Below are 22,246 nucleotides of genomic sequence, written 5' to 3' on the forward strand. Positions count from 1 at the left end.
GAGACACGGACTCTCGATTCGTTCATCCCTGACGGTGGGGACTGGCTGCTCGTCGCCGAAACTGCCGTCGGAGACGTAAGCCGGGAGGCGGCACCTGAACCTCGTTTCACACGGGATAGCGCCTCGAGCACCCTGCCAGTGCCTGATGGTGATGCCCGGCGACTCATTTATGCTCCGATACTTAGTAGAGGATAGCATGGATGAAACCCAGTCGGCTTCCGCCACCACCCTCGGCGGGGTATCGCCGGAGGAGGCATTCGCCATCCTCGGAGACGAGACCCGACTGAACATCATCCGGGTACTGTGGCGTGCCGGTGCCCTCCACGCGTACGACGATATCGACGACAGCACGTCGACCATATCGTTCTCGGAACTCCGCCGGCGTGTCGACGTCGATGACAACGGCCGGTTCAACTACCACCTCTCGAAGCTCGTCCCCCACTTCGTGCGAAAGACCGCCGACGGGTACCGACTGAGTGGTGGCGGAAAGCGGATCGCCCGAACCGTCATCTCCATCGCGGGGGACCACGACGCAACGGTGGCCGGTGAGGTGAGTACGGACTGCCCGGTGTGCGGTGCAGCTGTGGCCGTCACGTACGAGGACCAGTGGCTCCGTTTCGCCTGCACCGAGTGTCCGGGGCTGTTCGGCGACGCGGCTCCGGATGGGACGCTCCTGAACGCACCGTTCCCGCCGCCGGGGCTGGCCGGGCGGACGCCGGACGACGCGCTCCGGGCCGAACTCTATCGGTGTATGTTGGACCTGACGTGCCTGATGCAGGGGGTCTGTCCCGAGTGTGCGAGTGCCGTCAGGGGGACGCTCTCGGTGTGCGACGACCACGACGCCACCCCCGAGCGACTCTGCGGAGCCTGTGGGACACCGTTCGTCGCGTGGGGTGAACTGCGATGTGACACCTGTCGGTTCGCCAAACGGCTCCCCGTCGAGCTGTGTGTGATGGGACTGGCACCCGTCATCGGATTCCTATAAGCTCGGGGGACCGAAGTGCTCGCACCGTCGCTGGACGAACTCTTCGACCTCGTTCGGACGCAGGTGCGAACCACCGTCACCGAACGTCCCCTCCGTGTGGCCACCACCATCGGTGCGGACGACGCCCTGACGCTGACCCTCGACGAACACCTCTCTGTCGTCGATATCTCTCAGTAGCTGGCTTCGACACCGCTATCGGATTCCTCCCCTCTGAGCACGTGGAGAAGGACTCTTCACTAGTTTTTCCGGGAGAAATATCATTCTCCGAATACTAATGCCCGGGCTCGGCGTAGGAGGTGTCGAACATGTCGACGAAAGCAACACTGAAAACGGTCCGTCTCGACGAGCTCGAACTCGTCAGCACCACCCAAGCCGGTTCGGAGATGGACGCGAGGGTGAACTTCCCGTTCTCTCCAGCGTTCCCGGCCGCGTCCGGCCTGGAACTCGAGGGTGGACACAACGTCGTCTACTTCGAACTCGACCCTAGAACGACGTTGGCAACTCACACGGACAGCCCCGAGGAGATACTCGTCTGTCTCGACGGCTCCGAGGTCGAGGTGTGGGCCGGCGAGGCGACGGGGAGCATCGGGGCTGGCGAGTTGGTCGTCGTCCCGCCGATGGTCCCCCACGGGTTCCGCAACACGGGTCCTGAGACCGCCCGGTTCCTGGGATTCTTCTCGGACCGAACGACTGTCTCCGAGTTCGAAGCGCCGGTCGAGCCGCTCGGTGTGACGACGCTGAGGACGTAGCCATGACGATGCAATCACCACCGGATGTCGACGTGCAGGCCGCAGCCGAATCGGAGGCGACCGCCAGAGCGTACGTGTCGATGTGGAACGACCGGGACTACGCGGCGATCCCGCGACTCGTCTCCGAAACGTTCGTGATGTACGACCCCGCCGCACCCGAAGCGGGGGTTTCGGGACCGAAGGGGGAAGTCCACGGTCGGGAGGGACTCCGCCAGTTCATGGAACTGTTGACGACGGCGTTCCCCGACTTCGAGATCACGGTCCTCGATATGCTCACCGACGAGACCCTGGCGATGTACGAGGTCCGACTGACGATGACCCACGAAGGGCCACTCGGTAGCCTCCCCCCAACGGGTCGACGGGTCGATGTCCGTGGCGTATCGGTTCTCCGCCTCGAAGACGGGGTCGTGGACGAACACCGATTCCATACGAACATGCAGGAGTCGGCCGAACAGCTCGGTCTGACGTTCCCGGCGATACTCGGACAGCTCCCGAAACTCCTGCTCGGCAAGCTACGCCCGTCTCGATAACGTTGAGGAGGGAATCGGAGGCTGGCCGCTCTCCCTCGTCGCTCGAGAGGGGTCGTCGCTACCCCTGTTCCGAGGTGAGTTGGGTGCCGACTCTGCCCCCGCGACTGAACTCGACAACCCGTTCCGGGAGGCGGTATCGGATGGAGCCTGTGTGGTTGTGGAGAATGGCGTCGGGAACGTGAATATCCGCTCGGGAGAACTCTGCTGAAGCCATCCTCTATACTCAGCAGGCGGCATCTGTCACTATGTGTAGATTACATCGAGAATTGGCCCAAGCAGCTACTCGATCAAATCTTCCGGTGCAACACCACCGTGACTGAGCAACTCTCCGTCGAAGGTAACTAGGGTCGCATCAACATCGTTCGCTAATGCGAGGAGCACACAGTCCATTGTGTAGAGCAGAGTATCTCGCTGTAATTCATACGCTGTAATCTGGTCACTGATTTCGGGTGCATAGATATCCACGCTACTGTAGATGTCCGACAACACCGCTTCGACGCGGTCCTACTCAACGCGCTTCTTCTTCGTCATGACTGACCGAATTTCCATGAGATTCAGAATAGATGTGCAGAACTCGTGGTCTCCGTTGAGCAACCGCGTCGCAATCTCACCACGACTCGGTTCGTCAGTCAAACTGGCGATGAAGACGTTCGTATCGATAAAGAACTTCATTCCCGCTTTCGTTCGTCACGTACCGCTTCTACGGAATCAACAGTGACATCTGCAAGTCGGCCTGAAAGCAGGTCACCGAGTCGAGGCCGAGGTTCGTCGTTGTCTGACGATTCATCGTCCAATTCGCGGTGTTGCGTAGCTACCCATTGTCGGTGCTTGCAGACTCCCTGTAAATCGTTTTCTCTGTTCGAGATTCACCTCACCGGGTACACCCTCTGTATCTCGCAAGTGTGTTCTGTCAGTTACTGAGGGTTTCAACAGAGTCCGTCAGTTCGGTTTCGTCTGCGTCTCTTTTTCCTCGCCCACCTCGGACTCCGACTCCGATTCAGACCCCCGGTTCGACTCCGGGTCCGACACCTCGGATTCGGCCTCGCCGTCGGTGCCCAGCGCCATTCGCTGAACGGCGGGCATCTGGAGGAACGACAGCAGCGTGTACAGCACGTACGTGTGCTCGGCGCCGTTCAGGTGGTCCTGATAGACCCGCGTCGCCGCCTCGCGGTCGATGAACGGCAGTGCGTCCATCAGCGGGGCCTTCTCGCGGAGCTTCTTCTGGGCGAAGTCGTGCGTGCGGAGCAGTTCCGTGGAGTTCGTCCACGGCTTGTCCGACATGTACGGTTCGGGCGAGCGGTCCGGCGAGAGGTGCTTGCGGGAGAACGCGTTCGCGTGGTGCAGGAGGAACTGAGTGGGGAACGACTTCGTGAGCGGGACGCCCGTCGACGCGTGCGGCACTCGGGCGAGGTCGTCGTCCAGCGCCACCGTCGTCGCGTCGATGACGTTCCGCCGCATCCGGTGTCGCATCGGGAGTTCCAGCGCCAGTTCGACGAGGCGGTTGTCGAAGAACGGACTCCAGTGCGAGGTCATGCCGTTCAGCGCGTGGAAGAAGTAGTCGGACTTGTTCGAGAACGGGTAGAAGTCGTCGAAGAAGACGAGTTCGCGAACCGACCGGTAGTTCACGCCGTGGTGGTCGACGCCGTCGTTCGAGACGATGTTCCGTTCGAGTATCTCGGTGAGGTCCGAAGAGCACTCCAGGTACTCCGGGAGCGGCTTCGCGCGGCGTTCGATGTGCTCGCGCACGCTCGTCGTCCGCTTAGCCATCGGGAGGTCGAACTTCCCGAGCGGACCCAACTGGACCTGCGGCGACGGGAAGGCGTGCTCTCTGAACAGTGTGTCGGCGCCCAGCCCCGAGATGAGCACGTCGACCTCCTCGCGGATGCGGTCGCCGAACTCCGTGATGTGGGCCTCGCTGAACCGGCCGTGGAAGTTCATCTGCTTGGGCGTCGATTCGAGCATGCGCGCGTGGTTGTCCCGGTCGCGCCGCAGCAGGCTGAACTCGCGGTCCGCCGCGAACGCCACCTGCTCTGCGACCTGCGCCTCGCGGTTCAGCCAGCCGGCGGTGTGGTAGGTGCGCAGGTCGATGTCGGGGTCGACGCCGGCGAGGATGGCCCGCGAGTCGCTGCCGCCGCTGAGCAGCAGTCCGTACGTCAGGTCGGGGTCGAGTCGCTCTTCGAGCACCGTCTCGAACCGGTCGACGAACCGCTCGGCGAACGACGAGAACGGCTCGTCGACCGGGTCGTACCGCGGCCGCCAGTAGCGCTCGGTGTCGACGGTACCCGATTCGAGGTCGACGGTCGTAATCGAGGACGGAAGCAGTTCCTCGACGCCGGTAAAGGGCGTCCGCACGCCGCCGACGGCGCCGAGCGTGAAGTACTCGGCCAGATACTCCACGTCGAACTCCGCGTCGACGTTCGGGCGGACGGGCAGCGACTGCATCTGCGTCGAGAAGACGAACGTCTCCTCGTCCGGGTCGACGCGGTACACCGGGCGGGTGCCGAGGCGGTCGGTGACGACGTGGGCTTTGCGCTCGTCGACGTCGTAGACGACGACGACGAACGACCCGTTTAGCCCGGCGGCGAACTGCTCGCCGTCGGCCTCGTACCGCCGGGCGCAGAATTCCGCGATGGTCGCCGCGTCGTCCGCCGAGCGCGGGCGGTAGCCGTCGTCGCCGTCGGGGCTCTCGTACCCCCAGACGTTTCCGTACGCCCACACGAGCGTTCCGTCGTCGGTCTCGGCGGGTTGCTCGTTCTCGGCGCCGGGATGCGCCGACCATCCGACGGCGACGCGTTCGTCGACGAACCGCCCGCGCTGTTCCTCGCCCGTCCACGAGAGGTCGTCTCTCATCTCGTCGATCGAGTGGTCTCGCGCGCCGAGGACGCCACAGATTCCTGTCATTGTCGGGTGGGTACGTGTTGGTCTTCGAGCGACGCGGCGGGGGTCGGGTCGGGGGAATGGTGCTGTGATATCATGGTGTCGTTAGCTTCGGACGGCACCGAGAACGGTTTCCAGGTCGCTGCGTATCTCCCAGGTCGAGCGGGATTCGACGACGGCCACCGCCGCGATGTAGACGGCGACGCCGGCGACGACGAGGCAGACGAACTCCGCGATGGCGGGAATCCCGGAGAGAGCCGGTCGAAGCGCGTACAGCGCGCCTCCCATAACGGCGCTCGCGAGGACCGGATACATCAACTCGGTGAGGAAGCGTCGGTGGCTCCCGTTCACGCTGCGGACGGCGACGTGAACCTTGATGGGCACGATGACGAGGACGAACACGCCCGCGATGAGGCCGACGGTCCCGACGATGCCGTACCGGGTCGTCGCCGGGTAGATGAGCGCCCCCGTCAGCGCCAGTCTGAGGAGGTTGATCTTCGTGTTGTAGTCGGGGTGGCCGAGGGCGTTCCAGATGTCGTTGAACGCGGATGTGAGCGAGGAGAATGCCCCGTAGACGGCGACGATCTGCATCACCGGGATGACGGGGAGCCACTGCTCGCCGAGGAACCCGCGGACGAACGGGTCGGCGGTCAAGACGACGCCGACTGCGGCGGGGAACGACGCGAACGAGAGGACCCTGACCGTCTTGTTCACCGCGTCGGCCAGCGCGTCTGCGTCGCCTTGGAGCTTCGAGTAGACGGGGAACGCGACCGTCGAGAGGCTCCGCGAGAGCTCCATCGTCGGCGTCTTGCCGAGGCGGTAGCCCATCTGGTAGAACCCGAGCGCGGCCGTCGTCAGGAGCCAGCCGACCACCCAGTCGTCGCCGCTGACCAGGAGGAAGCTGATTCCGCTCGTGGCGGTGATCCACTTGCCGTAGCCGAACAGCTCCCGGGCGTGGTCGAGCCGGAAGTCGAACCCCGGCCGGCGGCTGTCCAGGGCGTAGGAGGCGACGAGTTTCGCCACGTCGGCGGCGATGAACCCGTAGACGATGGCCCAGACGTCGCCCAGGACGAACGCCAGGGAGACGGCGACGACGAACTCCGTCACCGACCCGCTCATGTTGAACGCGAACTTCTTGTGCAGGTCGAGGGACTTCTCGAAGTAGACGATGCTCGGGTTGAACAGCCCGGCGACGAGCGCCGAGAGGGCGATGGCCTTCAGTATCGGTTCGACGACGGGTTCGCCGAAGAACGACGCCGCGAGCGGGGAGGCGACGACGAGGACGGCCGCGATGACCGCCCCGCGGGCCATCTGGAGCCCCCACATGCTGTCGAGGTACTCGTCGACGTTCGCCTCGGGACGCTGGACGAGCGCCCGGTCGATGCCGAGCCGGGAGAACCGGTTCAGCGCCGAGTACGTCACGAGCGCGATGCCCATGAGACCGATGTCTCTCGGGGTGAGCAGGCGCGCGAGGATGATCATCATCACGACCTGTAGCCCGCGCGACCCGAGGTTGGTCCCGACGGCCCAGATGCCGGACTTCACCGTCTGCGACATCAGGTCGCCGTCCGGTCGGAGGGTTCGGAGGACGGTCCGAAGGGCCGATTTCAAACGGTCGAGCATGTCGGTCGCGGCTTCCTCTCGGCCGCCGAGATAGTCCGCAGAATCCGGTTCGGCGAGGGCTCCCAGTCGGTAACGGGAGCGAGGACGCTATCGAGTACTCTCACTCTTCGTTGCTCTCTCGCGCGTCGTCCTTATACCTACGGCATTATCGCACGAGCTGTTTCTCGCTCTCACTCGGAGCAGCCGTCTCGGGACGTCTCCGGGGGCGGACCAGTCCGATTTTATGTGACGGACGCGTCGACTTCACACTATAATGAGAGAGGACTCCCTGCGATACGCGCTCCTCAAACCGCTCCGCGACCGCGCGGGCGCCGGCTACCGAGGACTGTCAGACCGACTCTCCATCTTCGCGACGCTCCTCGACCGGGAACTCTCGACCGGTCTGTCCGTCGATATCCCGTTCGAGCGGCGTCTGTGGCTCTGGCAGCGTGGATTCACGAGTCGGTCGAGCGCCCTGTACGACCTCGACGAGGACAACTACCGGCAGTTCGTCTCCGACCTGCAACACGAACGGGCGAACGACATCGCCGAACCGTGGGACACCGTCGTGAGCAACAAGCTGACGTTCTACCTCCTGTTCAGTTCCTACGCCGAGCACCTGCCCGACTGCTACGGCGTCGTCGGCGACGGCGAACTCCGACGCAGTTCGCCGACGATGCCCACCGCGCCGTGGGAGGCGCCGTCCGACGAGTTGAACGGCGTCGAACGCCACGACGCCGTCCGGTGGGTCGACCGCTACCTCGGCCGCCGGGAGGCGCTGGTGCTCAAGCCCATCTACGGGCACGGCGGCCGCGGCGTGTTCGTCTGCCGGCGGCCCGAGGGGGAGGACTCGAACGAAGACTACCTCGTCAACGGCGAGGCGAAGACGGACGCGGAGTTCGCGGCGTTCCTCGACGACCTCTCGGAGTACCTCGCCTGGGAGTTCGCCGAACAGGCCGACTACGCCGACGACCTGTATCCCGAGTCGACAAACACGCTGCGCGTGCTCACCCTGTGGGACTACGAGGCCGACGAGCCGTTCGTCTCGGGGGCCGTCCACCGCGTCGGAACGGCCGACTCCGCGCCCGTCGACAACTGGAGCAGCGGCGGCCTCTCCGCGATGGTGACCGACGACGACGAGTTGAGCGCCGGCGCCCAGTGGCTCCCCGAGGAGGGCGAGGTGCGCTGGTTCGACACCCACCCCGACACGGGCGAACAAATCGAGGGCGCGCGCGTGCCCGAGTGGTCGTCCGTCCGCCGGCAAATCGAGGAGATGGCCGCCGAGTATCCCTCGCTCCCCCGTCTCGGCTGGGACATCGTCCTCACCGGCGAGGGCGAGTTCGTCGTCCTCGAAGTGAACGCTCACACCGCGACGCGGACGTTCCAGGTGCACAAGCCGCTGCTGGAGGACCCGCGCGTCCGCGCGTTCTACGAGCACCACGACTGCCTCTAGTCGAGCGGCCGACCTACCCCGACCCGTCGTCTCCGAGCCGGGTCGGTTAAGTCGGGACGCCGTCGAGTACCGGCAAATGATCGACGACGACCTGCTGGCGCGGTTGTCCGAGTCGTCCCCGACGGGGACGACGGCGACGCAGTCCGTCTACCGACGGCTGTCGGTGCTGGAAACGCTCTTCGAGCGGGAGGTGGTCTCCGGCTCCTCCGTTTCGCTGCCACGGGAGCGGCGGCTCTCGCTGTGGCGACACGGCTTCACCAGTCGGTCGGGCGTCCTCTTCGACGTCGAGGAGGGCCGGTACGACGAGTACCTCTCGGACTACCAGCTCGAACGGTTGGACTCGCTCGGCGGGCCGTGGGGCGCGGTGGTGAAGAACAAGCTCGCCCAGTACCTCTTGCTCGACGCGTTCCGCGAGCACCTGCCCGCCCTCTACGGCGTGCTCGACGGCGGCGAACTGAAGCGGCGGCCGGCGTTCGCGTCCTACGAGGGGTCGGGCCCGCGCCGTATCGACGCCGTCCCGTGGCTCCGCGACCACCTCGACGGGGAGGGTGCGCTGGTGCTCAAGCCCATCTACGGCTACGGCGGGTCCGGCGTATACGTGTGTGAAGCGGTCGGCGGAGACGACGAAGACGGAGACCGGTCGAACGGCGACTATCTCGTCAACGGCGAGGCGAAGACGGCGGCGGAGTTCTCGGCGCTCGTCGAGGAGTTGGAGGAGTACCTCGTCTGGGAGTTCGTCGAGCAGGCCGGCTACGCCGACGACCTGTTCCCCGACGCGGTGCACACGCTGCGCGTGCTCACCCTCTGGGACCCCGACGCCGACGAACCGTTCGTCTCGAAGGCGGTCCACCGCGTCGGGACGGCCGACTCCGCGCCCGTCGACAACTGGAGTCGCGGCGGCCTCTCGGCCGAGATTCGAGAGGACGGGACGCTCGGCCCGGCCGCCTACTGGTCGGACGACGACCACGAGCGCCGGTGGTTTCAGCGCCACCCCGACACCGACGCGCGAATCGAGGGCACGGAGATTCCGGGCTGGTCGGCGATACGCGACCGACTGCTCGAACTGGCGTCGTCTATGCCGTACCTCCCGCGCGTGGGGTGGGACGTCGTCGTCACCGGCGAGGGCGAGTTCGTCGTTCTCGAACTCAACTCCCACGCGGGCGTGGAGACCCTACAGGTCCACGGGCCGCTCCTCCGGGACGAGCGCACGCGCCGCTTTTACGAGTACCACGGGTTCGCGTAGGCGTCGGAGAGCGCGTCGATCCGAGACGGGCTATCGGTCGTCCGATTCTCGGACGGTGGTGACGGGTATCGGCGACTCCCGCACCAGCGTCCTGGCGACGTCCCCGACGACGAGTTCTTCGAGTCGCGACTGCCCGTGGACGCCAACGACGATGAGGTCCGCGCCGTACTCCTCGGCGGCCTTCACGATCATCTCCGCGGCCTGACCGACCGCGACGCCCGTCCGAATCTGCACGTCTTTCTCGCCCGCTATCTCCTCGGCGACGGTGAAGAGGTCTCGCGCGTGGTCGCGGCGTTCGTCGAGCCAGTCGTCCCACTCGCTCGGGTGGTCGCCCCACCCCGCCGCCGCCGTCTCGTCGCTGTTTTCGTCGACGACGTACAGGACGGTGATGCTCTCGCTTCCGTACTCCGCGCAGGCGTAGCGCAGCGCTCGCTCGGCGAGCGGCGACCCGTCGAAGGGGACGAGGACGTGGTTCGGCATATCCGAGAGTACGGCGCCGAGCGTATTAGGCGTGTAATTCGAGAAACACGTGCGGCGCTGCGCGCTCGACTCCTCAAAGACGCGCGGCGTGTTCGGCCGCCGCGGTCAGTCCGCGGCCGCCGTCGCCGTTCCGGGTCCCGTACGCTCCCGGCGGTCGACCGTCCACGCTTGGTGCGCCATGAGCAGCATGCTGGCGACGAGACAGAGTCCCCACAGCAGCGTCGACATCCCGATGGCGGCGATTCCGGTGGCCGAGACGCCCCACACCGCGAGCGGAAGCATCCACTGTCCGACCAGATACAGCCCCGTCGTCGCTCGCCGGACTCGCCCGGCGACGTTCAGCGCGTCGACCTGACTCCCCATCACGACCGCCAGAATCGACAGCACGCCCATGTGCGCGTGGCCCGGCACGAGCCACGCCCCGCCGCCGCCCGTCTCCAACTGCACCGCCATGTACAACCCTACGCCCATCATCACCGTCAGCCCCAGGAATCCCGACGTCTTGAGTATCCGAGACATATGTTGACGATACTCATTATCCCGCATAACTGTTATCGTTCGTTTGACAGCTGCGCCGGTCGTATTTATCGGCGGTCGAAACGACTTTTCCGACCGCCGCGAACGCTCCCGCATGCACGGACGCGAGTCGGCCGTCTCGGTTCTCGACGCGAACCGGCGCGACGGCTACACGATACCCTCGGCGACGCTGTACCCGTTCCAGTGGAACTGGGACAGCGCGTTCGTCGCCGTCGGCCTCGCCCACGTCGAACCCGAGGCCGCGAAGCGCGAGGTACGGACGCTCCTCGACGCGCGGTGGGAGAACGGGATGGTGCCGCAGATAGCGTTCTGGTCGGACGCCGCGGGCTACTTCCCCGGCCCCGAGGAGTGGCGGGTCGGCACCGACCGGACGGTCCACGCCGACGTGGAGACCAGCGGCATCACCCAACCGCCGATGGTCGTCCCCGCCGCCGAGTACGTCTACGAGGTGACCGGCGACGAGGCGTTCCGAGACTCGGTGCTCCCGGACCTCGAAGCCTACTGCGAGTGGTGGCTCCGCGAGCGCTCCGACGACGGCGAACTCGTCTGGGTGCGACACCCGTGGGCGACCGGGATGGACGACTCGCCGGCGTGGGTCGGCCCCCTCGAACGCTTCGACCCCGGCGAGGTGTCCTACACCCGGAAGGACCGCAAAGATTCGGAGTTGGCCGAGCAGCGACCGACCGACTGGGACTACGACCGCTACGTCGCCCTCGTCCGGCAGGGCCGCGAACTCGGTTGGGACGAGGCCCGACTGCGCGAGGAGTCGCCGTTCGTCGTCGAGGACGTGCTGACGAACGCGCTGTTCGTCCGCGCCTGCGAGTCCGTCGCCGCCCTCTCCGCCGACGCCGGCGACGAGGCGGCCGCCGAGCGCTGGCGCGCGCAGGCCGAGACGACGCGCCGCGCCCTCTCCGAACGCCGGTTCGACGACGACCGCGGCCTGTTCGTCTCCTACGACCTCGCCGCCGACGAACCGCTCCCGGTCCGCTCGATTGCGGGTCTGATACCGACGCTCGCGGGCGCGCCGACCGACGAGCAGTTCGCGCGGATGCGCGAGACGCTCGACGAGTTCCTCGCCTACGAGTACGCCGCCCCCTCCTACGTCGGCCCGGAGATGGACTACGACCGCTACTGGCGCGGGCCGGTCTGGCTGAACACGAACTGGTTGCTCGAACGCGGCCTGCGGCGGATGGGCGCCGACGCGGAGGCCGACCGGGTTCGGGCGGACTCCCTGCGACTGCTCGACCGCGAGGGCTTCCGCGAGTACTTCAACCCTGAAACTGGGTCGGGCCGGGGGAGCGGCCGGTTCTCGTGGTCCGCGGCCCTGTCGCTGGCGTGGGCGGCCGAGGACGCCGCCGCGGAGGCTCCGCGATGAGCGACGACTCCTCCGAATCGGGCGACCGCTCGAACGACGAGGCCGACGGCGCGCCCGCGGCGGACCGCCCCGACTCGCCCGCGGAGACCCGGCGGAACACGCCCGGCGGGGGCGTCGCGCCCGGCGCGAACGCTATCGTATCCTCGGTACCGGAGGAGTTCGGCCTCGTGCAGGCGTGGTGGGGCGACGGCAAGGGCAAGACGACGGCCGCGTTGGGGATGGCGTTCCGCGCCACAGGCCACGGCTACCGCGTCCACCTCCTGCAGTTTCTCAAGGGTGGGGCGGACTCGGTGGAGGACGTCCGCGGCGAGTACAACGCCATCGAGGCTCTGTCGGGCATCTCCTACGAGAACACGGGCCACTACGGCTGGAACAGGCTGATGGACGGCTCCGACGACGACGAACACGCCGCGAAGGCGACGGCGGCGTTCGAGCGGACGCGAGAACTCGTCGCCGCGGCGGGCGAGGCGGACCTCTCGAAACCGCTTCCTCCGGAAGGCGGCCCCGAAGACGGCGTGAACATGCTCGTCTTGGACGAGATTCTGTACGCCGTCGAGATGGACTTGGTCGACGAAGCGGACGTGTTGGACCTCCTGGAGTCGAAGCCCGCGGACCTCGAACTCGTCCTCACGGGCGGACACGAGGAGCCGACCTTCCTCCTCGACGCCGCGGACCTCGTAACCGAGGTCAGAAAGGTGAAACACCCGTTCGACGAGGGGACGCGGGCGCGGAAGGGGACGGAGTACTGATGGCTGACGAGGCGGCGGGAACGGCGGAGGTGGGCGCCTGCACGATTCTCGTCGCCGGCACGGCCAGCCACGTCGGCAAGAGCACCGTCGTCGCCGGTCTCTGCCGCCTGCTCGCCGACCGCGGCGTCAGCGTCGCGCCGTTCAAGGCGCAGAACATGAGCAACAACGCCCGGGCGGTGCCCGTCGCGCCCGGCGCGCGGGAGTCCGACGACGAGAGCGCCGACGCCTTCGGCGAAATCGGCGTCTCCCAGTACGTCCAAGCGCGCGCGGCCCGCGTGACGGCGACGACGGACCACAACCCAGTCCTCCTGAAACCCCGCGGCGGCGGCGAGTCTCAACTGGTGATCGACGGCCGTCCGGTCGGTAACTTCGCCGCCGGCGAGTACTACGAGGAGGGCTGGCACCGCGCCCGCGACGCCACGAAGGCCGCACACGCCCGCCTCGCCGCCGCGCACGACGTGATACTCGCCGAGGGCGCCGGCTCCATCGCCGAGATAAACCTCCACGACCGCGATTTGGCCAACGTCGAGACGGCCCGCTTCGCCGATGCCGACGTCCTCCTCGTCGCCGACATCGAACGCGGCGGCGTCTTCGCCTCGCTCGTCGGAACGCTCGAACTCGTGCCCGACGACGTCCGAGAGCGGGTGGTCGGCGCGGTCATCACGAAGTTTCGGGGCGACGAGTCCCTCTTGGAGGAGGGTCTCGACGCCTTCGAGTCGCGGACGGGCGTGCCCGTCCTCGGCGTCCTCCCGTACGACGACCCCGGTCTGCCGGAGGAGGACAGCGTCTCTCTGCCCCCCGAGGGCGAACGGGCGGTCTTCGGGGCGGGGGCGGACGGGACGGATGCGGACGAGGAGGCCGTCACCGTCGCCGTCCCCCGTTTGCCCCGCGTCTCGAACGCGACGGACCTCGAACCGCTGGCGGCCGAACCGGGCGTCCGCGTCGTCTACTGTCCGTTGGATTCCGAGTTCTCGGGGGCCGACGCCGTCGTCCTTCCGGGGTCGAAGAACACCGCCGACGACCTGCGCGCTTGCCGCGAAGCGGGTCTGCACGACCGCCTTCGGGCGTTCTCGGGGCCGGTGGTCGGCCTCTGTGGCGGCTACCAACTGCTCGGCGAGCGACTGCTGAACGTCGGCGCCGAGAGCGTCCGCGGGGGGTCGGAACTCCGGGGATTCGGCTTGCTTCCCGTCGAGACGACCTTCTCGACCGAAAAGCGCGTCGCGCCCGTCACGTGGAACTTCGCTGGCGCCGGGCCGTTCGCGGGATTCGACGGTCCCGTCTCGGGGTACGAGATTCACACCGGGGAGACGCGGGTCGTCGAGGCGTATCGCGGCGAACTTGCGCGGCCGTTCGCCGCGCCCGACGGTCGTTCGGATGCGACGCTCGGGGTCGCCCGTGGTCCCGTCCTCGGAACGTACCTCCACGGTCTCTTCGAGAACGAGGGGTTCAGAGACGCGTTCGTCGACGGCCTGTTCGCCGCCGCGGGGCGGTCGCGGCCGGCGGCGAAGGATGGGGAGACGGCCGACTCGCCGTACGACCGCGCGGCCGCCCTCGTCTCGCGACTCGACCTCGAAGCGCTCGGGGTCGAAAGTTGAGGCGGCGGCTCTGTTGAAATCATCCGTCGCTGATAGTTTATTGAGGCTGTACTGAATAGAGGGCGCGAGTCGGTCGCTGACACAGCACCTGATATGAGAGAGTCGAACGCTCAGAACAGGCGAGGTAATTAACTCCCGCCTCCCCACAATGGCTGAAATTTATTAAATTCAGAGCCTCTCGCCACAACGTGTTTTTCTCTGTTCCATCTGACTAATTCCCTCTCCTCTAATTCCAGAAGGGAAAGATGATTCAATCGAAGGCGGAGTTTCGCTACCTCTTCATCAATAGAGGGCGGGTCATTCCAGAATTCATTCCCCGGTATCTTGCTCTTAGTCATAGCTATTAGTGTAATGTTATGAATAGAACTTAACTTCCAGAGGTTTTCACGCAAATCACGGTATCGACTAATCAAGAGAGTGTAGAGTATGTTAACTACGCACCTCTCTACTGAACGGCTGTTTCGCAATCAACAGCGTGAAACGAATCGCAGTGGCGTGCTGAATACACCCTCTAAGTGTTACACGCGGCCTCTGACAGTGGTCGGTGAAGTCTCTGTGGTGTGCTGAACTCAGAGCGCGAATGCAGCACGAGATTCGGCTCGATCTACGAAAGTAGTGATTACTCAGGAGATGCAACATTGTTATGAGCGAGCTAATCGAGACATAAATTATCTCACAAAAATTGGTATATTCGCGTTTCGGAATGCTCGAACGCACCACAGTGGTCGCACAGAGGAAAACTATCGCTTAGTCTACGTCGCTGATGAAGGACAGTACCTCGTCGGTGTAGCGGTCAGGGGCGACGAGATGGGCCGCATGTCCGTATCCCTCCAAGGAAGCGAGCCGACTGTTCGGCATTATCTCGTGGAGTCGTTCGGCCAAGCTTGTGTGGGGGCTCTCACTCCCGACGAGCAGTAACGTCGGGGTGGAGAGGTCTTCGAATGGTGTGAGATCCCACCAGTCGAACTCCCCGGCAGCTTCCAACTCGGGGAGGAGGGTTTGATGGAATATATCCACGTGGGCGTCCCATACCGGTGATGAGCGAACCTCGGTAAGTTCACCCGACGTGAATTTGGCGAAGTCGCTGACGACCATCGTGAGTGCCTGCTCGTTCTGCCCCTTGTCTATCAACGCAATCGTTTTTTCCATCGTCTCTTTGAGAACGGCTCTAATGTCCTCGTCGGGCGGGGCAGCAGGCTCGTGCGGGATTACGCTACGGAGATTGTCGGTTCGTAGGGCCGCCCATAACGCATAGTTGGCGCCTGAGGAGTGACCAAGCAGATGGACTGGGTCGTCGATCGACTCGACGACCGCGACCACGTCGGCAATCTGCGCGTCCGGACGACAATCGTCAGAAGACGCGCTGTCGCCGTGATTCCGTCGATCCATGGCGTAGACCGTCGTCTGTTCCGCGAGCGTAGACCGGATGTCGCCGATGTCCCATATTGAGCGATCAAACATACCCCCGTGAACAAGGACGAGCGGCGGCCCACTTCCCGACCGTTCGTAGGCAATTTCAGTCCCATCTGCGCTCGTGACGGTTTCCGTTTTTCCGCCGCTCTCTGGTGGTGTTGTTTTTGCCATGATCTATCTACTAGATGCCACTATGTGAAGAGGTAACATATTCACGCCGGGGCTATCTTAGGAGTAAGTGAGTGAACTGCGACGAACGAAAAACGGCGTGCTGAATATATTCTTTATACTCAGCATGCTATTCGTCTCTGACTACAACGATTTCAACGGAGCCGAGACGGCTGACCGGACTCGGTCGGAGGAGCCTCCGCGGTCACATTCCGTCTTCGACTACGTCGCCGGCGACTCGACGTTGCTCGTCGCACTCGTCGGAACGGTCGCGACGCTCTGTGCGAGCATCTGCTTCGGACTCGAATATCGGCAGCGGCGGCGGGGAGAATCGGCGTGGGACTTCACCCTATAGCGACGACGGAGATGGAGTTCCGGGACGCCGACCGCTCAGTTCAGTGCAGCGATTGGCCGTCGCACTCGCCGCTGGGGCAGCGTCCCTCGGCGTGCGCGGCGAACTCGCGGTCGAACGCCGATATCGCCGTCTCGACCGTCCGCGCGGCGCTCTCCTCGAAGTGACACATCGAGGAGTTCTGCATCGTCCGCGTCAGTTCGCGGAGCATGTCGTCTTTGTACTTCCCGGTGTAGATCTGTCGCAGCAGGTCCGTCATCTGCTTGGTCCCCTCGCGGCACGGCCCCGACCGGCCGCAGTTCTCCTGCGAGGCGAAGTTCGCGCGGTCGCCGACGGCCGCCAGCGCGCAGCGGTCCTCGCCGAACAGTTCGACGACGCCCTCGGAGCCGAGGTCGGCGCCGTCCAGCGCCGGTGCGGAGTACGTGTGGTCCAGTCGGCGGGTGAACCCGCCGAACTGCCCGCCGACGACGGCCATCTTCACCGAGTCGTGCTCGACGGCGTCCGTCGCCGTCCGCATCGACGATCCGGTGGAGAGTTCGACCGTCGCGGGCGCGTCCACGTCGCCGGCGACGGTGACGAGGCGCGTCCCCGGGTCGGCGTCGTCGGCGTCGAACGCCTCGGGGTTCCGAATCACTTCGCGGACCTGTAGCAGCGTCCGCGGCGTGTGGATGACCGTCGGCCGCCCGTACAGACCGTGCGTCTCCGGTCCCGGCGGGGTGAGGCGCGCTTCGAGTCGGTCGTTGCCCTCCAGCGATTCGAGCGCCATCGTCGGCTCGCCGGCGATGAACCGCTCGGGGCCGACGGCCAACTGCGGCGCCTCGCCGTGCTCCTCGCGGTGCCGCGAGACGGCCCGAGAGAGCCGCTCGGTTCCCAGCGACTCCTCCTCGGCGTAGACGACCACGTCCTCGGCGTCGAGGAGGTGTCCGACAGCCATCGCGGCGTCGACGACGCCCCCCGCGTCACCTTCCAGCAGCGTTCGGTCCGTCCGGTTGCGCTCGTCGGCGTCGTTAGCGTTCACCACGAGCACGGGGTCGCCCTCGGCGTCGCGGGCCTCCGCCCAGCCCTCGGCTATCGATTCGTCGGCGCGCGCGTCGCCGCGGCCGCGGCCGAGCAGACCGAGTTCGCGCATCCCCTCGCGCACGTCCTCTGGGTCCTCGCGCACCGCGTCGACCAGCGAGTCGGCCGGCGGTTCGGTCGGGTCGACCCAGCCGCACCGTCCGAGCGCGCGGCGGCGACCGACGCTCAGCGGCCCCTCCTCGGGCGTCGGAAGCACGCCGTCGTCGTCCGACGACCCCTTGTCGCCCTCGACGACGGCCTCGGCGTCCTCGGCGAACTCGCCCGACTCCGCCGCGCGCACGACCTCACCGGTGCGGTCGTGCGACGGCGCGGCGTAGAACGCCGTCCCGTCCTCGGTCGTCACCACGAGCAGCGGTTCCAGCGCCTCCGCGCCCGTCGAACCCGTTCGTCGAACCGTCGACGTCTCCGCGGCCTCCCGCGCGGCGTCGGCGACGGCGTTCGCGTCCGTCCGATGCGCCGACCCGGCGGCGACGCGGACCGCGGGCAGGCTCTCGTCTTCTTCCTTCGAGTCGCTCATCGAACAAAAATACTGCTGGCCGGTAGGAAAGGTTTGTTGCCTGTCGTTGACGTGTCGCCCTCGGCGAGGCGTCGCGCCCGCCACCCGACCCCCGTTACCGACCGAGTCGGTCGGCTGTCATACACTCGCGCGTACCCTCGCCGTCGAACTCGTTACCCGCCTCTCCTCGGTGAACGGCTCTCGGTCGGTGAAAAAATCCGTCTCGCTTCCGTGCGCGCCGGTCAGAACGGCGGTTCCATCTCCTCGTCGTCGTCCCCACCGCTGACGACGAAGTAGATGACCGCCGCGGCCACGACGGCGAGGACGAGCATGGTGAGCGCGACGCTCAGACCGCCCTCGTCGGCGTCGGCGTCGGCGGCGTCAACGTCGGCGTCCTCGTTCTCGACCGGTTCGTCTTCGATGGGGATGCGAACGGGCTGGTCGTCTTCGCCCTCGGTTTCGGTTGCCATGTCCGGAGCTAGTACGCTCGGGGACAAAGGCGTTCGGGCGGCCGAGCGGTGCGCCGGGTTCGGCGGGTCGACACCCCTCCTCCGCGTACCGCCGGAGTGCGGACCGGTCCCACTCGTCTCTACAGAGAACATTCTCCGAATCCGAACGCTTAATTCGGGTGGTCCCGTGGTGCGGATATGGTCGAAGCGTTCGCCGTCGCCAGCGGGAAGGGCGGGACGGGGAAGACGACGAGTACGCTCGCACTCGGAATGGCGCTGGCCGAGCGGTACGACGTGACCGTCGTCGACGCCGACACGGGGATGGCGAACCTGCTGTTTCACACCGGCCTCGACGACGCCGACGTGACCCTCCACGACCTGTTGGTCGAGGGGCGCGAGGCGCGGGTCGAGGACGCCGTCTACGAGCGGTTCGGGATGTCCGTCGTCCCCTGCGGGACGAGTCTCGCCGCGTTCGAGGCGGCCGACCCCGGCCGCCTCCGCGAGGTGGTCGCCGAACTGGCGGCCGGGACGGACGTGCTCCTCCTCGATTCGCCGGCGGCGCTCGGGTCGAAGAGCGCCGTCCTCCCCGTCGTCCTCGCCGACCGCGTCGTGGTGGTCCTGCAACCGACCGTCCCCTCGCTGTCGGACGGGCTGAAGGTGCAGGAGTACGCGCGCACCTACGGCACCGAGACGGCGGGCGTCCTGTTCAACCGCGTCCGCCCCGACGAGGACGCCGAGCGAATCGCCGAGCAGGCGTCGCGCTACTTCGGCGGGTCGACGCTCGCCTCGGTGCCCGAGAGCGACGCCGTCCGCGCCGCCCGGCGGGCGGGCGAACCGCTGCTCGCGCACGCCCCGACGGACCCCGCGGCCGACGCCTTCCGCGAGGCCGCGACGACTCTGGACGTCCGCGAGGGCGACGCCGCCGACGTGGCCGACCGCTTCCGGAGCGCCGTCCTCCCCGAGCGGGTGTGACCGCCCCCGTGACCGCGTTCACCGAGGCGTCGCTGGGAATTCCCGAGGGGGAGTTGCTCCGCTCGCGCGTCGTCAGCGACGCGGGGGCGACGCTCGCAGCCGTCTTGGACCGCGAACTCACCGGCTACGCCGTCTTCGAACCGCAGGACTCGCTGCTCGGCGGCGGCGGCGACCCCGCCGTGCTCACCTTCGAGGACGGGGTGCCCGTCCTCGCGTACGACGCCGGCGCCGACCGCGGCGGCCCGGACGCCCTCGCCGCCCTCGACGCGGCAGGTCCGTTCCGCGTCGAACTGTACGGACTCGCGGCCGCGGCCGTCGAACGCCTCCACCGCGACGAGACGTGTCGCGTCCCGCCGGCGCGGCCGGCGGACCGACTCGCCGCCGACCCCGAACTGGTCGAACGGACGCGCGCGGCGGCGCCGGCGGACCGCCGGGCCGACGAACGCACCGCCGTGGAGGCGTTCCTCGCCGACGCCGACCGCATCGAGGAGATTCGCGCGGAGGCGCGGCGAGAGGCCGAGTCGCGGGCCGCCGAGTGGGGGCTCTCCGAGCAGTTAGAGGAGTGAGGTATCGGTCGGACCGTATATACCGTCTCGGCCGCAAGAAATCGTGTGACGGTGCTCCCACTCGTTCCGTTGCGGACCCCCGCCGACTTCGCCGACTGGTACCGACCCGGCGCAGACTACGTCGTCCGAGTCGCCGAGGGCATGGGCTTTCCGACCGGCGACTTCCCCGCCCTCGTCGACGAGGCGGAGACGGCGATGCGGGGGAACCGGACCGGCTACGACGTGGCCGCGGAGGTGGCACAGACCATCGTGGCCGACCTCTTGGCCGACGCCGCTTTCGGGGGGCCCTTCCTGGAGTGGACGCCGCTGTGGTACGAACTCGCGCTGACCGGACCGACCTACTTCGCGGGATGGCGGCTCAAGCACATCGCCCGCAAGTACGCCGACACGCTCGAACACGTCTCGGTGCCGCGGTTCAGCCGACCGCAGGACGTGCTCTACGAGGGCAAGCCCGCGGTCGACCGCGTCTCGGGGTTCGCCGACCGCTTCGCCTTCGCCGACGCCATCATCCACTTGGAGTGGTTCGACTACGTCGCCAGCGAGTGCGGTCTGCCGGTGCCGCCCGAACTCATCTCGCGAACGCGCGACGAGACGGTGGCCTACTACGTCGGCGCGCGGCCGATGGAGGACCTGACGCCGACGGTCCGCCGGTTCCAGCACCTCCTGTTCAGCGACGACGTGTGGGTGCGCGAGGTGAACCGCCGCTACGACCTCGACAGCACCCTGTTCACGCTCTGGGAGCGCATTCTCTCGCGGGAGCGCCAGCGGTTCGACCCGCGGCAGACGTGAGGTCTCCGGCGGACGCGCCGGGCGTCTCCGCCGCCGCCGCGGTCACGCGTCGGAGGGTCTCGGTTCGTACGCCTCGCCGACGACAACGTCGAGCGCTTGCGAGCGGACGTGCATCGATAGGTCGCGGTGTTCGCGTATCTCGCCGTCGAGGCTGAACTCGATGTCCTCGCCCTCCCGGCCGGTGACGTGGAGTTCGTCGCCGGTGAGTTGGGTCACGTTCTCCGTGTCGCTTCCGATGAACTGCTGGACGGCCGCCTCGGTCAGCATCTTCGAGGTGGGCATGTCGTTGACGACAGTCACCTCGAACAGTCCGTCCTCGACGTTCGCCTGCCCGCCGCCGCGGGCGAACCCGCGCGCGTTGCCGACGAGGATACAGAGCGCCTCGCCCGTCCACGTCGTCGACTGGGCCGACACGTCGCGTTCGACTTCGAGTTCGACGTGCAGCGGTTCGAACTCCCGGACGGTCTTGAAGCCGGCGGCGACGTAGGCGAGCGTGCCGAACCGCTCTTTCATGTCGGAACTCGTTTCGGAGCTGGTCTGCGCGGTCAGCCCGGCGATACAGGAGTTCGTGAACAGTTCGCCGTCGGCGACGCCGAGGTCGATGCGCCGCCGGTCGCCGCTCTCTAAGAGTTCGAAGGCGTGCTCGACGTCCCTGATTCCGACGTTCGTGGCGAAGTCGTTACCGGTGCCGCCGGGGACGACGCCGAACGTCACGTCGTCGAGGGCGTCCGCCCGTCCGAGCCCCTCGACCACGTTGTGTATCGTGCCGTCGCCGCCGCAGGCGGCCACCCGTTCCGCCCCCTTCCGGCCGGCCCGTTCGGCGAACTCGACGGCGTCGCCCGGTTCCTCGGTCCGTTCGACGGCGTAGCCGCGCTCGGCCGCCAGCGATTCGACCCGCTCGGCGTGGTCGCCGGACCCGCTGACCGGGTTGAGGATGATTCGCCACTCGCCGTCGTCGGTGCTGGGGGGCGCTTCTCGGTCGCCGTCGGTCGTCTCGTGGGTCGTCATAGTTCGGAGGGTGTCGGTCGACGTCGAACGCGTTCGGTCGGTGTACGAAGGCGGTCGACGGTCAAGGCTTTGGTGGCTGTGCGCTCTCGAATCGGGTTGCCCGCCGTCGAACCCCGTGCCGACCGCGTGCTCCGCGGCGAAGCGGTCGTCGACGAACAGAACGTCGTCGGTGTCGAACGTCGGCGGGTCGACTCGGTCCTCCGCACTGGGGTCCGCGCCGAAGCCATTCGTACCCTATCCGTCGAATCGTATCCGCGAATAACGGGTGGTTTACACGCGATTCGGTCGTGCGACGCCGCGAGACGGCCCGGCGGCGCTCCGCCGACGCTCGGCGCAAGCGGCCGTTACCGGCTGCGCCGGTAACGTAAGATTGGGTTAAACTCCGCTATACAGGACAATACTCATACCCTTCTCTTTCCATTGTGCGCTCAGTTGATTGACATGCAGGACGAAAACGTCTGGCAGTCCGTCTGTAGAGCCCTCGGCGATAAGACTCGTCGGCGCGTGCTGGTTGCGCTCTTGGAACTCCCGGACGCCGACGACACGCTACGTGTGCCCGAGGATGTTCACGAGGGCGACCGAGACGAACGGAAACTGGAGACGGCGCTGTACCACAACCACCTCCCGCTGTTAGAGCAGGCTGGCTACGTTCGGTGGGACCCGGACGCGGGTCGGGTCGGCGTCGGCGACGACTTCGGGGAGATTCGGCCGGTGCTCCGACTCCTCCACGACAACCGAGCGGACCTCCCGGACGACTGGGTCTGACTCGAATCTACCTCGA

The 22,246-nt window shown here is 66.6% G+C and carries 22 protein-coding genes and 1 pseudogene; 14 read left to right on the forward strand and 9 right to left on the reverse strand.

Annotated features, from left to right (window positions below):
• The first annotated feature begins 196 nt into the window (after positions 1-196).
• From NDI76_RS03835 to NDI76_RS03850, 4 genes are all read left to right on the forward strand, one after another.
• Complete coding sequence (locus NDI76_RS03835) at positions 197-985, forward strand: DUF7351 domain-containing protein (RefSeq protein WP_310922689.1); 789 nt, start codon at positions 197-199, stop codon at positions 983-985.
• Positions 986-1,000: 15 nt separating this feature from the next.
• Positions 1,001-1,162 (forward strand): hypothetical protein, encoded by a 162-nt coding sequence (locus NDI76_RS03840; RefSeq protein ID WP_310922690.1) that lies wholly within the window; start codon positions 1,001-1,003, stop codon positions 1,160-1,162.
• Between the two features lie 206 nt (positions 1,163-1,368).
• Positions 1,369-1,734, forward strand: coding sequence for a cupin domain-containing protein (locus tag NDI76_RS03845; protein ID WP_310922691.1), 366 nt, complete (start codon positions 1,369-1,371; stop codon positions 1,732-1,734).
• A gap of 2 nt (positions 1,735-1,736) precedes the next feature.
• Entirely contained in the window at positions 1,737-2,264 is a 528-nt protein-coding gene (locus tag NDI76_RS03850; RefSeq protein ID WP_310922692.1) for an ester cyclase, read from the forward strand.
• A gap of 279 nt (positions 2,265-2,543) precedes the next feature.
• On the opposite strand, the pseudogene NDI76_RS22570 reads toward NDI76_RS03850, so the two are convergent.
• The 3 genes and pseudogenes from NDI76_RS22570 to NDI76_RS03865 form a co-directional block, all read right to left on the reverse strand.
• A pseudogene (locus tag NDI76_RS22570) lies at positions 2,544-2,936 on the reverse strand (type II toxin-antitoxin system VapC family toxin).
• 267 nt (positions 2,937-3,203) lie between these two features.
• On the reverse strand, positions 3,204-5,114 hold the full coding sequence (locus NDI76_RS03860) for an asparagine synthase-related protein (RefSeq protein WP_310922694.1): 1,911 nt from the start codon (positions 5,112-5,114) through the stop codon (positions 3,204-3,206).
• A 132-nt stretch (positions 5,115-5,246) separates the two neighbouring features.
• Complete coding sequence (locus NDI76_RS03865; RefSeq protein ID WP_310922695.1) at positions 5,247-6,764, reverse strand: lipopolysaccharide biosynthesis protein; 1,518 nt, start codon at positions 6,762-6,764, stop codon at positions 5,247-5,249.
• A gap of 253 nt (positions 6,765-7,017) precedes the next feature.
• On the opposite strand from NDI76_RS03865, the gene NDI76_RS03870 reads away from it, so the two are divergent.
• Complete coding sequence (locus NDI76_RS03870; RefSeq protein ID WP_310922696.1) at positions 7,018-8,196, forward strand: sugar-transfer associated ATP-grasp domain-containing protein; 1,179 nt, start codon at positions 7,018-7,020, stop codon at positions 8,194-8,196.
• 76 nt (positions 8,197-8,272) lie between these two features.
• Positions 8,273-9,439, forward strand: a complete 1,167-nt coding sequence (locus NDI76_RS03875; protein WP_310922697.1) for a sugar-transfer associated ATP-grasp domain-containing protein — start codon at positions 8,273-8,275, stop codon at positions 9,437-9,439.
• A 30-nt stretch (positions 9,440-9,469) separates the two neighbouring features.
• Here the strand turns inward: NDI76_RS03875 and NDI76_RS03880 are convergent, their stop codons facing one another.
• Both NDI76_RS03880 and NDI76_RS03885 read right to left on the reverse strand, forming a co-directional pair.
• A complete protein-coding gene (locus NDI76_RS03880) occupies positions 9,470-9,919 on the reverse strand; it encodes a universal stress protein (RefSeq protein WP_310922698.1) in 450 nt (149 codons plus the stop codon).
• Positions 9,920-10,024: 105 nt separating this feature from the next.
• Positions 10,025-10,438, reverse strand: coding sequence for a DUF8059 family membrane protein (locus tag NDI76_RS03885; protein WP_310922699.1), 414 nt, complete (start codon positions 10,436-10,438; stop codon positions 10,025-10,027).
• Positions 10,439-10,550: 112 nt separating this feature from the next.
• Between NDI76_RS03885 and NDI76_RS03890 the strand changes: the two genes are divergently transcribed.
• From NDI76_RS03890 to NDI76_RS03900, 3 genes are read left to right on the forward strand one after another with little or no spacing between them, the layout of a single operon-like run.
• On the forward strand, positions 10,551-11,831 hold the full coding sequence (locus tag NDI76_RS03890) for an MGH1-like glycoside hydrolase domain-containing protein (protein WP_310922700.1): 1,281 nt from the start codon (positions 10,551-10,553) through the stop codon (positions 11,829-11,831).
• Positions 11,828-12,580 (forward strand): cob(I)yrinic acid a,c-diamide adenosyltransferase, encoded by a 753-nt coding sequence (locus tag NDI76_RS03895; RefSeq protein ID WP_310922701.1) that lies wholly within the window; start codon positions 11,828-11,830, stop codon positions 12,578-12,580. The genes NDI76_RS03890 and NDI76_RS03895 overlap by 4 nt, the downstream gene beginning before the upstream one ends.
• A complete protein-coding gene (locus NDI76_RS03900; protein WP_310922702.1) occupies positions 12,580-14,175 on the forward strand; it encodes a cobyric acid synthase in 1,596 nt (531 codons plus the stop codon). Before NDI76_RS03895 ends, NDI76_RS03900 begins: the two co-directional genes overlap by 1 nt.
• Before the next feature lie 747 nt (positions 14,176-14,922).
• Here NDI76_RS03900 and NDI76_RS03905 read toward each other — a convergent pair.
• Positions 14,923-15,759, reverse strand: coding sequence for an alpha/beta fold hydrolase (locus tag NDI76_RS03905; protein WP_310922703.1), 837 nt, complete (start codon positions 15,757-15,759; stop codon positions 14,923-14,925).
• A 124-nt stretch (positions 15,760-15,883) separates the two neighbouring features.
• Here NDI76_RS03905 and NDI76_RS03910 point away from each other — a divergent pair, with 124 nt between their 5' ends.
• On the forward strand, positions 15,884-16,111 hold the full coding sequence (locus tag NDI76_RS03910; protein WP_310922704.1) for a hypothetical protein: 228 nt from the start codon (positions 15,884-15,886) through the stop codon (positions 16,109-16,111).
• 40 nt (positions 16,112-16,151) lie between these two features.
• On the opposite strand, the gene NDI76_RS03915 is transcribed toward NDI76_RS03910, so the two are convergent.
• Both NDI76_RS03915 and NDI76_RS03920 read right to left on the reverse strand, forming a co-directional pair.
• On the reverse strand, positions 16,152-17,702 hold the full coding sequence (locus tag NDI76_RS03915; protein WP_310922705.1) for an NADH-ubiquinone oxidoreductase-F iron-sulfur binding region domain-containing protein: 1,551 nt from the start codon (positions 17,700-17,702) through the stop codon (positions 16,152-16,154).
• 221 nt (positions 17,703-17,923) lie between these two features.
• Entirely contained in the window at positions 17,924-18,151 is a 228-nt protein-coding gene (locus tag NDI76_RS03920) for a hypothetical protein (RefSeq protein WP_310922706.1), read from the reverse strand.
• 177 nt (positions 18,152-18,328) lie between these two features.
• On the opposite strand from NDI76_RS03920, the gene NDI76_RS03925 reads away from it, so the two are divergent.
• The 3 genes from NDI76_RS03925 to NDI76_RS03935 are packed head-to-tail and all read left to right on the forward strand — an operon-like array spanning position 18,329 to position 20,457.
• Positions 18,329-19,102: a nucleotide-binding protein gene (locus NDI76_RS03925; protein ID WP_310922707.1), complete on the forward strand. Its 774-nt coding sequence runs from the start codon at positions 18,329-18,331 to the stop codon at positions 19,100-19,102.
• Complete coding sequence (locus tag NDI76_RS03930; protein WP_310922708.1) at positions 19,099-19,668, forward strand: DUF8054 family protein; 570 nt, start codon at positions 19,099-19,101, stop codon at positions 19,666-19,668. Before NDI76_RS03925 ends, NDI76_RS03930 begins: the two co-directional genes overlap by 4 nt.
• A gap of 45 nt (positions 19,669-19,713) precedes the next feature.
• Positions 19,714-20,457, forward strand: a complete 744-nt coding sequence (locus tag NDI76_RS03935; protein WP_310922709.1) for a DUF8116 family protein — start codon at positions 19,714-19,716, stop codon at positions 20,455-20,457.
• A gap of 42 nt (positions 20,458-20,499) precedes the next feature.
• Here NDI76_RS03935 and NDI76_RS03940 read toward each other — a convergent pair whose 3' ends face one another.
• Entirely contained in the window at positions 20,500-21,465 is a 966-nt protein-coding gene (locus NDI76_RS03940) for a diacylglycerol/lipid kinase family protein (RefSeq protein ID WP_310922710.1), read from the reverse strand.
• A 441-nt stretch (positions 21,466-21,906) separates the two neighbouring features.
• Between NDI76_RS03940 and NDI76_RS03945 the strand changes: the two genes are divergently transcribed.
• Positions 21,907-22,230: a DUF7344 domain-containing protein gene (locus tag NDI76_RS03945; RefSeq protein WP_310922711.1), complete on the forward strand. Its 324-nt coding sequence runs from the start codon at positions 21,907-21,909 to the stop codon at positions 22,228-22,230.
• Positions 22,231-22,246 lie beyond the last annotated feature (16 nt).

It is taken from the genome of Halogeometricum sp. S1BR25-6, from assembly GCF_031624495.1.
Taxonomy (GTDB): domain Archaea; phylum Halobacteriota; class Halobacteria; order Halobacteriales; family Haloferacaceae; genus Halogeometricum; species Halogeometricum salsisoli.